Source organism: Stenotrophomonas sp. YJH_SMC_119 (genome assembly GCF_059368315.1).
The window spans coordinates 48,548-61,216 of the sequence record NZ_JCAFRP010000012.1 but is presented as its reverse complement, the minus strand read 5'-3'; the positions used below and the strand labels follow the sequence as shown (position 1 = coordinate 61,216).

25 protein-coding genes are annotated in these 12,669 nt (G+C 64.6%); 1 reads left to right on the top strand and 24 read right to left on the bottom strand.

Annotation, left to right across the window (positions count from 1 at the left end):
* Positions 1-7: 7 nt before the first annotated feature.
* From AC5P6S_RS16585 to AC5P6S_RS16570, 4 genes are all read right to left on the bottom strand, one after another.
* On the bottom strand, positions 8-1,564 hold the full coding sequence (locus AC5P6S_RS16585; protein WP_005412405.1) for a portal protein: 1,557 nt from the start codon (positions 1,562-1,564) through the stop codon (positions 8-10).
* A complete protein-coding gene (locus tag AC5P6S_RS16580; RefSeq protein WP_005412406.1) occupies positions 1,557-1,709 on the bottom strand; it encodes a hypothetical protein in 153 nt (50 codons plus the stop codon). Before AC5P6S_RS16580 ends, AC5P6S_RS16585 begins: the two co-directional genes overlap by 8 nt.
* A gap of 20 nt (positions 1,710-1,729) precedes the next feature.
* The gene (locus AC5P6S_RS16575) at positions 1,730-1,909 is read right to left on the bottom strand and encodes a hypothetical protein (protein WP_049434071.1); all 180 of its coding nucleotides are present in this window, start codon (positions 1,907-1,909) and stop codon (positions 1,730-1,732) included.
* Between the two features lie 64 nt (positions 1,910-1,973).
* A complete protein-coding gene (locus AC5P6S_RS16570) occupies positions 1,974-2,510 on the bottom strand; it encodes a deoxynucleotide monophosphate kinase family protein (protein ID WP_049434072.1) in 537 nt (178 codons plus the stop codon).
* A 95-nt stretch (positions 2,511-2,605) separates the two neighbouring features.
* Here AC5P6S_RS16570 and AC5P6S_RS16565 point away from each other — a divergent pair, with 95 nt between their 5' ends.
* Positions 2,606-2,923 carry a hypothetical protein gene (locus AC5P6S_RS16565; protein WP_150359514.1) on the top strand — a complete coding sequence of 106 codons (318 nt, stop codon included), beginning with the start codon at positions 2,606-2,608 and terminating at the stop codon, positions 2,921-2,923.
* A 3-nt stretch (positions 2,924-2,926) separates the two neighbouring features.
* Here the strand turns inward: AC5P6S_RS16565 and AC5P6S_RS16560 are convergent, their stop codons facing one another.
* The 20 genes from AC5P6S_RS16560 to AC5P6S_RS16465 form a co-directional block, all read right to left on the bottom strand.
* A complete protein-coding gene (locus AC5P6S_RS16560) occupies positions 2,927-3,133 on the bottom strand; it encodes a hypothetical protein (protein ID WP_049397854.1) in 207 nt (68 codons plus the stop codon).
* A complete protein-coding gene (locus AC5P6S_RS16555; RefSeq protein ID WP_004154583.1) occupies positions 3,121-3,954 on the bottom strand; it encodes a hypothetical protein in 834 nt (277 codons plus the stop codon). Before AC5P6S_RS16555 ends, AC5P6S_RS16560 begins: the two co-directional genes overlap by 13 nt.
* Positions 3,951-4,100: a hypothetical protein gene (locus AC5P6S_RS16550; protein WP_160314061.1), complete on the bottom strand. Its 150-nt coding sequence runs from the start codon at positions 4,098-4,100 to the stop codon at positions 3,951-3,953. The genes AC5P6S_RS16555 and AC5P6S_RS16550 overlap by 4 nt, the downstream gene beginning before the upstream one ends.
* Positions 4,097-4,387, bottom strand: a complete 291-nt coding sequence (locus AC5P6S_RS16545) for a hypothetical protein (protein ID WP_049434075.1) — start codon at positions 4,385-4,387, stop codon at positions 4,097-4,099. The genes AC5P6S_RS16550 and AC5P6S_RS16545 overlap by 4 nt, the downstream gene beginning before the upstream one ends.
* Complete coding sequence (locus AC5P6S_RS16540) at positions 4,384-4,632, bottom strand: hypothetical protein (RefSeq protein ID WP_004154585.1); 249 nt, start codon at positions 4,630-4,632, stop codon at positions 4,384-4,386. Before AC5P6S_RS16540 ends, AC5P6S_RS16545 begins: the two co-directional genes overlap by 4 nt.
* Positions 4,629-4,754, bottom strand: a complete 126-nt coding sequence (locus AC5P6S_RS16535) for a hypothetical protein (RefSeq protein WP_258013034.1) — start codon at positions 4,752-4,754, stop codon at positions 4,629-4,631. Before AC5P6S_RS16535 ends, AC5P6S_RS16540 begins: the two co-directional genes overlap by 4 nt.
* A gap of 28 nt (positions 4,755-4,782) precedes the next feature.
* On the bottom strand, positions 4,783-5,148 hold the full coding sequence (locus AC5P6S_RS16530) for a hypothetical protein (protein WP_005412414.1): 366 nt from the start codon (positions 5,146-5,148) through the stop codon (positions 4,783-4,785).
* Positions 5,145-5,483 carry a hypothetical protein gene (locus AC5P6S_RS16525; protein WP_050483582.1) on the bottom strand — a complete coding sequence of 113 codons (339 nt, stop codon included), beginning with the start codon at positions 5,481-5,483 and terminating at the stop codon, positions 5,145-5,147. Before AC5P6S_RS16525 ends, AC5P6S_RS16530 begins: the two co-directional genes overlap by 4 nt.
* Positions 5,465-7,339 (bottom strand): DNA polymerase, encoded by a 1,875-nt coding sequence (locus AC5P6S_RS16520; protein ID WP_065428010.1) that lies wholly within the window; start codon positions 7,337-7,339, stop codon positions 5,465-5,467. The genes AC5P6S_RS16525 and AC5P6S_RS16520 overlap by 19 nt, the downstream gene beginning before the upstream one ends.
* A gap of 12 nt (positions 7,340-7,351) precedes the next feature.
* Positions 7,352-8,002 carry a Gabija anti-defense Gad2 family protein gene (locus AC5P6S_RS16515; RefSeq protein ID WP_049434078.1) on the bottom strand — a complete coding sequence of 217 codons (651 nt, stop codon included), beginning with the start codon at positions 8,000-8,002 and terminating at the stop codon, positions 7,352-7,354.
* A gap of 10 nt (positions 8,003-8,012) precedes the next feature.
* Positions 8,013-8,261, bottom strand: coding sequence for a hypothetical protein (locus AC5P6S_RS16510; protein ID WP_005412417.1), 249 nt, complete (start codon positions 8,259-8,261; stop codon positions 8,013-8,015).
* A gap of 165 nt (positions 8,262-8,426) precedes the next feature.
* Positions 8,427-9,893 carry a toprim domain-containing protein gene (locus AC5P6S_RS16505; protein ID WP_005412418.1) on the bottom strand — a complete coding sequence of 489 codons (1,467 nt, stop codon included), beginning with the start codon at positions 9,891-9,893 and terminating at the stop codon, positions 8,427-8,429.
* A 151-nt stretch (positions 9,894-10,044) separates the two neighbouring features.
* Positions 10,045-10,224, bottom strand: coding sequence for a hypothetical protein (locus AC5P6S_RS16500; RefSeq protein WP_049434079.1), 180 nt, complete (start codon positions 10,222-10,224; stop codon positions 10,045-10,047).
* Complete coding sequence (locus AC5P6S_RS16495) at positions 10,221-10,607, bottom strand: helix-turn-helix domain-containing protein (protein WP_004154592.1); 387 nt, start codon at positions 10,605-10,607, stop codon at positions 10,221-10,223. The genes AC5P6S_RS16500 and AC5P6S_RS16495 overlap by 4 nt, the downstream gene beginning before the upstream one ends.
* Before the next feature lie 11 nt (positions 10,608-10,618).
* Complete coding sequence (locus AC5P6S_RS16490; protein ID WP_004154593.1) at positions 10,619-10,981, bottom strand: N-acetylmuramoyl-L-alanine amidase; 363 nt, start codon at positions 10,979-10,981, stop codon at positions 10,619-10,621.
* Positions 10,982-11,419, bottom strand: a complete 438-nt coding sequence (locus AC5P6S_RS16485; RefSeq protein ID WP_160314062.1) for a RusA family crossover junction endodeoxyribonuclease — start codon at positions 11,417-11,419, stop codon at positions 10,982-10,984.
* Positions 11,403-12,068, bottom strand: a complete 666-nt coding sequence (locus tag AC5P6S_RS16480; RefSeq protein ID WP_004154595.1) for a hypothetical protein — start codon at positions 12,066-12,068, stop codon at positions 11,403-11,405. The genes AC5P6S_RS16485 and AC5P6S_RS16480 overlap by 17 nt, the downstream gene beginning before the upstream one ends.
* The gene (locus tag AC5P6S_RS16475; protein WP_154267700.1) at positions 12,068-12,226 is read right to left on the bottom strand and encodes a hypothetical protein; all 159 of its coding nucleotides are present in this window, start codon (positions 12,224-12,226) and stop codon (positions 12,068-12,070) included. The genes AC5P6S_RS16480 and AC5P6S_RS16475 overlap by 1 nt, the downstream gene beginning before the upstream one ends.
* Positions 12,226-12,510, bottom strand: a complete 285-nt coding sequence (locus tag AC5P6S_RS16470) for a hypothetical protein (RefSeq protein WP_329750774.1) — start codon at positions 12,508-12,510, stop codon at positions 12,226-12,228. Before AC5P6S_RS16470 ends, AC5P6S_RS16475 begins: the two co-directional genes overlap by 1 nt.
* On the bottom strand, positions 12,503-12,646 hold the full coding sequence (locus AC5P6S_RS16465; RefSeq protein ID WP_005412422.1) for a hypothetical protein: 144 nt from the start codon (positions 12,644-12,646) through the stop codon (positions 12,503-12,505). The genes AC5P6S_RS16470 and AC5P6S_RS16465 overlap by 8 nt, the downstream gene beginning before the upstream one ends.
* Positions 12,647-12,669: the final 23 nt, after the last annotated feature.

Sequence of the window (12,669 nt, the reverse complement as noted above, 5' to 3'; positions counted from 1 at the left end):
TCGGGGGTTACGGGGTTTGGGTCATCGCTGAGGCGATATTCGGAGCGGCACGGACCATCGCCTCCTGCGCCGAGGCGTCCTGCTGCTCGGCAGCAAGCTCGTCGTCGGAGCGGATCAGGCCCTTGGTGGAAATGTCGGAAGCGGCGGCCAGTCGGGAGATCGCCTCGCCACTGTTGAGGCGGCGTGCCTTCTCCTCTGCGCCGACAAGCGCATCCACTGCCTGACCGAACTCGATCAGCTTGTTCAGGTCGTGGCCGCGGCCGAGGGCGGCGATGCCTACGGTGATGCGCGGCTTGATGAGTTCCTGCGGCAGCTCGGGCAGGCGACCCTGCTTCTGGAGCTTGTGCAGGCGGCGGCGGATCAGCGGCAGCAAGAGCTGCTCGCCCGACATCGCCATGAAGCCGCTGAGGGCGTCGTCGAGTTCCTGGGTGAGCACCCGGATTTCGTAGGCGGTCACACGCTCGCCGGGGCGCTGCACGGCGGACTTCACGCCAAAGATCAGCTCCAGCGAGTTCGCCAGCCCTTCGGCCTCCTGACGCACGAAGTTCAGGTCGTAGGCTTTCTGGAGCTGGAGCGTGGTCACGTCGCTGGCCTCGCCACGCAGCACCGCGCCGGACTCGGCCTCGGTGAGCTGGCGCTCGCGGATCGTCGAGGTCGGCTTGAGGAACATGATGATCTTCGCCAGGGCGGCGGCACCCTTACGGATCGCCTTGCGCAGCGCCTCCAGCGACTCGAACGCGCCCACGTAGTCGTAGACCAAGCCCTCGCCGTAGTCGTCCACGAGGGACGGCGGGGCGCACAGGGGAATCCACGGGCAGGCGTCGATGGGGTAGGTGCCCACGGTCTCGGGGACTTCGACGCCCTCGACCTCCTGGACCACTTCCCACTCCTTGCCATCTTCCGAGCGACGCACCCAGGTGTAGAGGTTCACGTCGTCGTTCTTGGTCTTTTCGTCGCGTTCCTGGGCGAGCTTCTGCATCACCGCCGCGCGGATCGAGTCCGGCAGCATGGCCGGGGCGATCTTGTCGAGCGTGATGATCTCCAGCACGTTGCCCAGGCCATCGCGGTCGGTCACGTAGGAGGTCAGCGGGTACAGCTTGGGCTTGCCCTCGTCGGGGTCGTAGAGCAGGAAGTTGCCGAGGACGATGGCGTGCTTGGCCGCCTCGCTGAGGACCGGGCGAACGCCGCTGGTCTCCAGGTCGTTGACGATGACCCGCTCCACGTCCACCAGCGCGGCCTCCAGTTCGGAGGTCTCCACGCCAGCCTGCTCGGCGATGTTCTCGGCGACGGCCTGGTCAGGCGCGAGCTTGAATACAGAGGCGTTCGGCGGGAGCCACGCCAGCACGATCTTCGAGGCCAAGGCGTTGACGCACTTCGGGCCGGTGTCGATGTAGGCGGAACCGGGGGTACGCGATTTCGCGCCCTCGTCCACCCACAGGCGGGGCAGGGTGACCTTGGCGCAGCGCTTGGCGCGCGTCTCGGCTTCTTTGCGGTTGGACTTGAGATCGCCGTAGCGCTTCGCGGCCGTCTGCTTCTCGGCCGAGGTCTGCTTGGCGTCAGCCATTCGGGATGGTCAGTCCTTGGTACTGCGTTGCGTTGTTCAGGTCCAGGCGGACCTTGGACTTACGCCGCTGATCGGCCGCGTGGCCGGTCGGCTGGGTGTCCTGGCGGGTCAGCAGGATCGGGTCTTTCTCCTGCTGGTCCGGCATGTTGGGCTTGCTGCACATGGTTAGCGGGCGCGGTGATCCATCTGCTCGACCTTCCGCAGCGCCTTGAGCCGCAGGATCAGGCGACGCTCGCCCTGCCGGAGCAGGAACTCCTCCTTCGGCTGGGCGGGGTCGTAGATCACTTCGGGGTGCAGTTCGTCCAGGAGGTCGATCAGGTCGTAGGAGTGCAGAGGGATTTGCATAGAACTCCTGGGTTATGAATAGGTGGGGAAACTGTCGTTTCCCCCGATGATGACCACTAAACCCTTAGAGTCGGGCCAGCGATTCCGCGACCATCCGCAGGCGGTGGATCGGGCCGTTGTTGTCGAGCACGGTGTCGATCAGGTCGCCGTGGACGCCTGCCTCGGAGGCATGCGCCGAGACCGGGGCCGCGCTGTCGCGGAGCACCTGGACCACCTGGCCGCCCCACTCACGGATGAACTGCGCTTCGTTGTCGAAGCGAACGTCCGACACCACGACGCCAGCAGCGCCGTCGCGGCGGGCCTGACGGATCTTCTGCGCGACCACCTTGACCCACAGGTCGCGGTCGATCATTTCGCGGCCCCACTCGGTGCCCACGGTCTGCATCAGGCGGCGCGGGGTCTGCCCGTTGAGCCAGTCGAGCGGCTCCTCCTTGAGCGGGCCGTCCTCCATCGCGGACACCGGCAGGCCGGTGATGTCCGCCACGAAGGCGCGGATCGGGGCCGCGAAGGACAGCTTCACGAAGCCGTGGTCGCTGACCAGGAACTCGGCCAGGGTGTCTTTGCCGCTACGGGCGCGGCCGGTAATTCCGATGATCTTCATGGGGACTCCAGAAAAGGAAAGGCCCGCACGAAGCGGGCCAGTTACCAACAGGGATGTTAATGCCGCATACTCAGCGGTCAGAAAAGGAGCCGCTTATGGACGGGATCGAGTACGCCGAATACGAACAAGTAACGCACACGCAACAGAACTACGCAGACAGGATTTACGGCTTCGTAGCCGCTGAGGCGAGTTACGAGCATTCCCCTCCCGCTAAGGCTCAGCAAGACCACGACAATCTCGTCAATAGGGTGCAGTCGCTGGTAAATCTCAAGGTGGTCGGCGGGGAGACCGCTGACGGCAAACCGACAGTCACAGTGTTTTTGCATGACAAGGTTGTGCGTCCGGTTGCAGCGGATCACGTCCGGGACGAATTAATTGCTGATTGGGAGAACGCTAGGGCCAAGCGGGGCTAATCGTCACGCGAGCGAGCGTGCGACCAGCCAAGCAACGCCGACAGCGCCGACAGCAGCGGGCCACAGCTTGATACTGGCGGCGTCGCGGTACATGGCACGTTCGAGGGTGTTGAGGCTGCGCCACCACAGCCAGGCAGCGCCGTAGGCGACGAAGGCGAACAGCACGGCCAGCACGGCGACGATGGTGATGAACAGGATCAGGGTTTCCACAGCTTCACTTCCTTGGTCTTGGGGTTGTAGTCGCCGTAGCGCAGGATTCGCGCGAGGCGTGCTTGGCGGATCGCATCGTGCTTCGACAGCGGCTCGGTGCCGCCGCGGGGGATGCGGGTGGTGTAGGTGGTGACGACGGTGTTCCACAGCGCGCCGAGGTGCTCCTCGACGGACGCATCGCGGTACGCCTCGTGGATTGGCATGAGCAGCTCGTCCGCGCCCTTGTGGCCGATGCCGGGGAAGCCGGGGTAGTTGTCCACCTGGTCGCCCGTGAGCACCTGCTTCATCCAGAACAGGTCAGCGTCGTGAGCCGAGATCGGCCGGACGCCCACGTCGGGACGGTTGGGGTTGTAGAGACGGATGCCGGGGATCGTCTGCATGTCCTTGTCGATGGACACGACGATGCGGCTACCTGGCGCGCGCTTCGGATTCGGGTGCGAGGCCAGCAGGCCCAGCACGTCGTCACCTTCCAGGTTCTCGATCTCCACGATCTTGTCGCCGAACTCGTCGTATACGAACTCGTCGAGCACGTACCACAGGGCAGGCTTGTCCTTGCTGGCGCGGTTGAGCTTGTAGGTCGGGTCGATGTCCTTGCGGAAGTTGTGCTTCTTGCAGGACAGGGCCAGCAGGTAATCACGCGCGCCGAACTTCTCGACGATCTCGTCGATGTAGTCCTCCAGCTTCGCCTTCGCGCGCTCGGGCTGGATCGCTTCGACCTTGTTGCCGTCGCCGTTCCAGTCGATGTTCGCGGTGTTCGAGAACGCGAGCTGGTAGCGCAGCACGTCGGCGTCGATCAGCAGCAGGGGGCCGCGCTTGTTCATGCGTCCACCCACTGCCATCCCAGGAACGCCAGCGCGAACCAGCGGTGCAGCCAGTTCGGACGCTCCTTGACCTGCACGAAGAAGTTGCCGCCGATGACCCAGGAACCGGCCGCATGCGGTGGCCGATAGGTCACGTAGGAAGTCATGGCCGCTTCTCCGGGTGACGCTCATACCACGCCTGTAGCTCGGCGGCGTAGCGCTTCATTCCGGCCTGGTACTCCGGGCCGTCGCCGAGCGGGTACTCGTACTCGTCGCAGACGTAATCGCTGGTGGGGATGTACGAGAATCCGCCATTGCTGTTTGGGATCAGCATCAGGCCACTCTCGGTGTGTCCTTTCAGGCACGAGCCGTAATCGGCGCGTGGCGGCCAAGGCTTCATGTCGCACGCAGCGAGGCCAGCGCACAGCGCCAGGATCAGAAGTGCGCGCTTCATGCCATGCTCTCGTGTACGGCGACCCAGCACTTCTCGCCAACGCGGCGGATGAAGTAGATCGCGGTGTTCCACTCCACGGGGCGCAGCATGCGCTCCGTGCAGCACGGGCACTTGGCGTTGTAGGCGTGAACCTCGGGCTGGTGTTCGAGCACAGCCACGCGGTAGGTAGTACACGGAGCGATCAAGCGGACATCGCCGTCAGCGGGGCCGCCAATGAAATGCACGCGAAGCTGATTCTCGTTCATCGGTTCGATTCCTTGAGGACTTCCAGGGCGCTCGCCTTGTCGGCGTTGCAGCGCAGGAGGCCGTCCTCGGCGTTGCCGCCGAAGCGGTAGAGGTCGTAGGTGGTGGTGGTCGGGTCAGCCATCACGGCGTCGAGTGAGGAGTGCGTGCCCTCAATGACGGTCGGCTGGAGGAACTGCTCCGGCACGACTTTCGAGGTGTGCGCGGCGCAGCTCGTCAGGAATGCGGCGAGACAGGTAATCGCCAGTTTCCGGGTCAGCATTTGCTGCAATCTCCACAGAGCGGTTGGTGGTGGCGCGGGCGTTCCGCAGCGCTGCATCGAAGGCAGAGCGGCGCACGGCTTCGCGGTTGAGGGTCTCGACGGTCTGCTTGAGGTCGGCCAGTTCCTTTGCCGACTCCTCCAGCTCCGTCACGCGCTGGGCCATTGCGGTGTACTTCCAGGCTGCGAAGCCGCCAGCCGCGAGCGCGGCAACGACCAGCAGCGCCGCGAGGGCGCGCAGGATGTTGGTTGGGTTCATCGGTTCTCTTGGACGTAACAGGCGACTCGCAGAAGCTCCGAGGGAGTCGCGTCGGACTTGATCTGATTCGCGCGTGCGGAGATCACGCGCACGTTGCCCCGGACGTAGCCGAGGTCAGGTTCGATGCGGTCGAGCGTGGGTGAGTTGGGGCCTTGGGCCTTGCGCCCGACAGCGCGGTACAGCGGGATGCCCAGCGCCGGGCAGAAGTCGGGGACCACGATGTCGTCCGACGTGAGGTCGAACGGCAGTCCCTTCCTTGCTGCCCGGCGTTTCGCTTGGCGCACCAGGGCGAGTGCAATGTCCCGCTTGCCGCGGGTCAGTGCGTCTCGGCCCAATTCCTTCCGATCTTGAACTCGCCATCGAGCGGACAGCGGAAGCCGAAGTATTCGCCAGCCTTGCGGATGGCAGCCTGTGCGGTCTTGCCCACGAACTCGGCCTTGTCCTCGTCCACTTCGATCTGCCACTCGTCATGGACGTTGGCGAGGAACTCGTAGTGGACGCCCGGCACCAACCTTGCGGCTTGCAGGTCGGCGTCGAGGATCACCAGGGCTTTCTTCATCACCAGCGCACCGGCCGACTGGAGCAGGGTGTTGAGCGCGGCGTGGTCGCTGCGGATGTGCAGCTTCCGGCCATCGAGACCGATCAGGTATCCCTTCTCGGCCGCGCGCTTCTTGACCCCGCGTACCAGCTTCTCCAGCGCAGGCAGCCCGGCCAGGAACTTCGAGCGGAGCTTCGCCCCGGCCTGGCGACCCTTACCCACGATGGAGCCGAGCTTCGCGTCGCCTGCCCCGTAGAGGAAGGCGTAGATGAAGGTCTTGGCGTTGTCGCGGGTGGGCAGTCCTGCCGCCGATTGGTTGACGGAGTGGATGTCGCCTTCGAGGATGACCTTGGCGTACTCGCCGCCGTCGTGCTTTGCCATGAAGTGCGCCAGGCAGCGCAGCTCCAATCCCGAGGCGTCCGCGCCGACCTGGAGCTTCCCTGTTGGGACGCAGAACAACGAGCGGCACTCGAATCCGTAGCCGCCTTCCTGGCCCTTGAGGATTCCCTTCTCCTTCGAGTGCTGGACCTTCGGCACCTGAGCGATGTTCGGCTTCGAGTGCGTCATGCGGCCGGTCACCGCTGCGTTCTGATTCACGCTGCCGTGGATGCGGCCGTCCTTCTTGATGGCCTTGAGCCACGCCTCGTCGCCTTCGGCGAGCTGGCCGAGGCGCTTGTTGACGATGAAGTGCTCCAGCAGGAGCGGGATGATCGGGAACTTGAGCGCGCCCAGGACTTCTTCGTCGATCTTCGGCTGGCCCTTCTCGGTGAACTCCTGGGGCTGCCAGCCGTACATTGCAGTCAAGCGGTCAGCGATGTGCTGGCGGCTTGCCGGGTTGAACACCACGTCCTTGTAGGTCGTGACCTCCACGCCCTTGACGTAACCGCGGCGCTTGTCGTCGCGCTTCGGTACGAACTTGCGCTTCACCACCTTCCACGGCGGAATGACCTTGCGCAGCTCGGCCTCCAGCGCAGTGCGCCGGGACACGAGGATGCACTCCAGCTCACGCGCCTTCTCCTGATCGAACAGGTAGCCGTAGCGCTGCTGACGCGAGAGGATCGGCGCGACGGCCTGCTCCAGCTCGATGGCCTCGGTGGGGAGGCCCTTGCTCATCAACAACGCGAACAGCGCTTGCGTGACCGCAACGTCCTGGTCGCAGTAGTCGTCCATTTCCTGAGACCACTGTGCCCAGGGGTCGAGGCCGCGTGCGGCCATCTGCGCCGCGTAGTCGCCTTTCCAGCGGCCGAGGCGGTAGCCCCACGCTTCGAGGGAGTGACGGCCGATCAGCTTGCCCGGCAACACCGGGTTCGCTCCCTGCTTCTTGCGGGCCTTGAAGTCGCGGTCCTTGAGGTCCGGGTAGACCAGCGTGGACATCAGCAGCGTGTCGAAGTACGCCTGGACCTTGAAGTCCGGGAACACCTTGGCGATAGCCGGAATGTCGAATCCGGCGATGTTGTGGCCGACAACGCGCTTGGCCTTCTTGAGCCTCTCGACGGCCTGACGGACTGTCATTTCGCCCGTGCCGTGATCGTTGGCGGACAGGATGGGACCGCGCGGTGCGCCGGTCTCATCTACCTCTTGGAGGGAAATGCAGTGGATCGTGTCAAGTTCGTCGAGGAGGCCATTGGTCTCGCAGTCGAATACGAGGATCAACGGCGGTCCTCCTTACGGGTAGCCGTGGTTGGTTACGGGGATTGCGCGGACGCGGCGGCGGGCGCGGAGGATGTACTCCGGCTCGGGGGCCTTCGGCGGCGTGTGGACGCCCTGCGGCGCGTGGCCGGAGAAGTCGTCGTCCTCGAACAGTTCGTCCTGCTCGGGCTGGTCGGGATGCAGCGTGTAGCCGTAGTCCTCGACGTAGTGCGTGATGCGGCGGATGGTGCGCTCGGTGCCGTTGTTGTTCAGCACGAACAGCAGCTTCTCCGATGCGTCGGCAACCGCGCCTTCGAGGGATACGACCACCACCTCGTCGGTGCTGGGTTCGTAGATGGCGACATGGGCGCAGCACCGCAGATCGAAGCGGGCGCAGTGCTCGTGCGGCGTGCCGAACTCGAAGCCGATCAGGCTCACGAGGTGACCCTCGGGCGAGCGGAAGTTGCGGATACCGTTCGGAGCGGCTTCGCTGGTCCAGTCGCTACGGCCGCTCAGGTACGCGGCCACGTAGGTGTAGCTCGCAAGTGACACGAAGAAGCAGTCGATGTCCTTGATTTCGGTCCCGTCGTAGAACGCGCGCAGGCTTCCGCCACCCAGGATGACCAGGTGGCGGACTTCGGCCGGCAACACGTCGAACAGGGACCGAGCGTGTTGCTCGGCAGTCATGGTTGGTCCCTTAGCGGATCAGGTTGGTGAAGCGCTCGGCGACGCGCAGTGCGCGCTCGGCTTCTTCCTCGTGCTCGTCGGCCTGCGAGTGCAGGACATCGGCCTTGTCGCGCAGCGTCGAGGCGGTGGCGATGCGGTCGGCGCTGATCTTGAACAGCTTGTCCACCTGGCCCTCCAGCACCTTCACCACGTCGGTCACGGTGTCCTTGCGGAACGGGGCGGTCAGCAGGTCGATTGCGATGGCGACGATCTCTTTCATTGGGGTAGTTCCTCGGCTTTGATGTGGATGACCACGCGCCGCCCTGGCTTGCCGTACATGACACGGCAGGCTTGGTCGGAGCGCGGGAGTTGGTAGGGGAGAACGAGGCTCTCAGCGAAGGAGAGCGGAGCATCAGCTGGGATGAAGCCGACGACCGAGCGGCCGTCAGTAGTCGGAGGTGGATACATCGGATGACTCGTCGGCGAAGTCGCCGTATTCGCCCGGAGCATCTGCATTGAGCAGACGGCCGGATGCGTGGTCGTAGCTGTAGTAGAGAACCTGGCCGTTCGACTGGCCGGTGAAGCGATCCTTGAGGACGCGGAAGGTCGTGCAGTTGCGCTCGGCCTCGTTCTCGGCCTGCGTGTTGCGCTCCAGGCCGAAGGCGAAGTGCGTCCAGAAGCCGATGGCGCGGCTGCCCTTGAAGTGACGGAGCATCACGCGCCCGCCTTCCTCGTGGGGCTTGCCTTCCGGCGTGGCGAGGTGCGAGACCAGGTAGATGCAGATGAGGTGGCGCTGCGCGAACTGCGCGATCTTCGCCATCGTGTCCTCCAGCATCTTCCGCTCGTCCTCGGCACCGGCCGCGAACGACGTGAGGTTGTCGAGGACGATGTGCTTGACGCCCTCGGCGACGACCATGTGGGCCATCTTGGCTTCGATCACGTCCCACTCGGACGAGCCGAAGTGGTCGTAGATGAACACCTGGCCCTTGTCGAGAATCTCGAACGCGGCTTCCAGTTCCTCCTGCGTCCAGCTCCCATCGGGAACGTGGAAGCGGCGGCCTGCAACCTTGCCTGCCATGCGCTTCGCCGTCTCGACCGGCTGCTGCTCTAGGAAGAACAGGCCAACACGGTCGCCGGTTTCCTGCGCGATGAAGGCTGCTTCCTCCATCAGCCAGTCGGTCTTGCCGATGCCGGTGCCTGCGCCGAAGGTGTAGACCTCGCCGTACCGCTTGCCGTAGGTCAGCGCGGTGAGGCGCGGGTCGTGCCAGGGCATGCCCATCGAGACCGGCTTGAGTGCCTTCTCCTTGAGGGAGCCGAACGTCACCACGCCATCGGGGCGCTTGGTCTGCGCTTCGTAGATGGCGCGAGTGATCGCCTCGGCGTCGCCACGCTGGAGCAGCTCGTTCGGGTCTTTCGCTGGGAGCTGTGCGATCTTGGCCTTGCCGGGAGTCAGCAGCAGCGCCACTTCCTGCGCGGCGGCCTGGCCCGGTTCGTCCATATCGAACATGAGCACAACCTCGTCGAAGCCGTTGACCCACTCCAGCTCGCGCTTGATGGACTTGGCTGCGCCTTGCGCCCCGTTCGGGACGGACACCACCGGCCAGCGGAGGCCGAGTGCCTGCGCCACGGAGAGCGCGTCGATCTCGCCTTCGGTGATGACGAGGCGTCGCCCCGGTTCGTAGAGGTGCTGGCCGAACAGCCCGCACGCCTTCGAGTCGCCGATGAACGAGAACTTCTTGTCGGGGTAGCGGAGCTTCTGCGCGACGATGCCGCCATCGCGCTTGTAGTTGGCGATCTGCACGGTCTTGCCGTGCTTGTCCTTGCCGATCCAGTAGCCGTACTTACGGCATGCTTCCTCAGTGATACCGCGCTTCGCCAGGGCTTGCGGTTCACCCTTCGCAAAGTCGCTCATGGTTTTCCTGCTGGTGGGTTGAGAGACCTCCTCGCCTTCGGCTGGCTCGTAGTGACCGCAGCCGAAGCAGTAGCCGTGCCCGTCGCTGTAGCGCGCAAGGTTGTCCTTGCTGCCGCAGTTCGGGCACGGCTCTTTGTGGAGGTATTCGGAGTCAGCGCTTTGCACGCTCCACGGACCACATGCGCTTGCGGTAGGAAATGCCGAGGCGACGATTCAGCGCACCCTTGACGGTGCGGCCCAGGCCGCGGAAGGGCTTGTCGGCGCTCGCCCATGCGCGCTCGAAAGCCAGGCGCATCGCGGACGGAATGACGGTGGTGGCAGTGTTGGTCATGCGTTCTTCTCCAGCAGGAACTTGGTGAATGCGGCGACTTCTTCGGTCGCATCGTTGGCGTCGAGGCCCAGCTCGTCGGTGCAGTAGTTGCGATACAGCTGGAGCAGCGCATCGACGCGGTACTGCTTCGGAGCGCGGCGCGCTTCCAGGAGCGGAGCCTTGCTGCGGCGCTGACGGCGCGACAGGCGATAGCGCGTGTACCGCTGCCCCGAGGCGTCCTCGCAGGTCTGCGTTTCGATCTCGAAGCCAGCAGCGCGCAGCTCATCGACGCGCGAGGCAAGGCGGCGGATGCGGTAGACGCCTTCGGCCTGCCACGAGGTCAGGTGCGAGTGGCGACGCAGGTGATCCAGGACGACCTGGGTTTGCGGGGGCAGCGGTTTCACGTTGGGTTCTCCTATCGAGGGAAGTCAGGTGCCCACACGACGGGCTTGCCGTAGGCGGCGAGCAGGCGTCGCAGCGCGGCGTGTTGGGCTTCGGTGAAGTTGTCCTCGGGCTGCATGGCGTCGTTGACGCCGCCCAGGAGGCAGACTTGGTATGCGGATTGGTTGTGCTTACCGGCGAGAGCGCCGGGCTGATTCAGCGGGCGACCGTCGTAGATCGAGCCGTCACGTTCGATGACGAAGTGGACGGCGATCTTCGAGTAGCCCTGCGAGCGGTGCAGGCGTGCGAGTTCTTCGCCGGTCGTGACCTGCTCGGGGCGGGTCATGCTGGCGAGGACGAACAGCGCCTCTACCGATTCCAGAGGTTTGAGGCGCACTTAGAGTTTGTAGAGGTGGACTTCGGTGCGTGGTTCTTCGTCCGGCTGCGCCCAGCGCTTACCGGAGAGCAGCCACATGACTTGCTTGTCGTCGGCCCAATAGCCGGTGGCTTTGGTCACAACGTCCATCGGCCCCTTGGCGAGGTTGTCCACGTCGCCCTTGGGAAACGCGGCCTTCGAGGTCTTGGCGCGTTTGCATACCGCGATGATGACCACTAAAACCGGATCGGTCGGCGACAGGTCCAGGTCACCGGCTGGCAGATGCTTCTCTGCGGCTTCCTTCCAGGTCTTGTAGGTCTTGCCGTAGTAGACGCCCCAGCGCGAAACCTTCGGGCGCGAGGCGGGCACCGGGTCAAACGGGAACGTGAGGGAGGCCAAATGCTCGGCCCCCCTCGCGGTGTCCACGATGACCGACAGCGGATCAGTAGTCGCCGTCATCGCCCTCGTCGTCGGAGTCGCTGTCGTCGTCCGAGTCGTCATCGCTGTCGCTGAACGGCGCGCTGTCGGCGGCCTCGTAGCCGTCCTCCTCGCCGAAGCCGTAGTCCTTGGCGTTGCGCTGGCCGAACTCGACCAGCTCGATCACCTGGACGGCGACCATGTAGCAGGTCAGGTAGAACTTCTTGGCCGATTCGACGAACGAGCCGCCGATCTCGTAGGAGACCTTGAGTTCGCTGCCGCCGCCGATCTGCGGCGGGTTGTCGATCTTCTTGCCGCGGGCGTCGAAGATGTCCGGGCGCATGGTGAACTTCTTGCCGGTGCGCTTGCTGACGCCGCTGGCCTTCATCTTGAACTTCACCAGCACGCGGCCGGTGTCATCGCCGTTCTCGTCGGTTTCTTCGGTGAACACCGGGGCCACTTCGGCACCCTTCTTCTTCTTCGGGTTCTCGCTCAGGAACTCCTGGAACAGCTCGTCGCGCCGGGTTTCCAGCTTCTTCGCCAGCGCCTTGAAGTCCTTGTCGTTCGGGTCGAACGCCAGGCTCACGGTGTATTCGCCTTCCGGCTTGAACTTGGTGTCCGGTTCGTTCAGGCGCGGCCACACGGCGGTGCCCTTGGGGGAGACGAATCGTTCGCGCTTCTTGGTTGCCATCAGTTGTCGGTCTCGTAGTTGGTCGGGAGATAGATGCCCGCGCGCCACAGGTCAGCGGCGGCGGTCAGCGGGGTGTCGGCGGAAATGCCGAAGGCTTCGTCGATGTCGAAGCCGATGAGCGCCTCGTCGATGAAGGCGTCGGTGATCGGGTCACGCATCACGGGTAGTGCGGTTTCAGCTCGCGCTCCGCGTAGCGGCGCACGGCGTTGAGGGTGTTGACCTGCCGGTAGCGGCAGTCCTGCTCCATGCGCGAGACGACCCGCAGCACTTCCATCGGATCGAGGCCGAGCACTTCGCAGAAGTTCTTGAAGGCGCACGCCAAGCCGATCACCTGATCGACCGGGTGGCCGAGGGACTGCACGCTGTCGATCACGACGAAAGCGCCGCGTGCGGCGCTCTCGGCAGAACGTGAGTGCAGTCCGTCGATGACGCGATCACGCACCTGCGTGCAGCTCCGTCATGCGGTGCTTGAACTCCTCGACCGTGCCGTGTTCGGCCGGGTTGTAGATGCCGAGGACCACACCGAAGTGGTCCTGGGCAACGTAGGTGTTCAGTGCGTGCTGGTAGTTGATGCTCATGTTGATGTTCTCGCTTGGGGTAT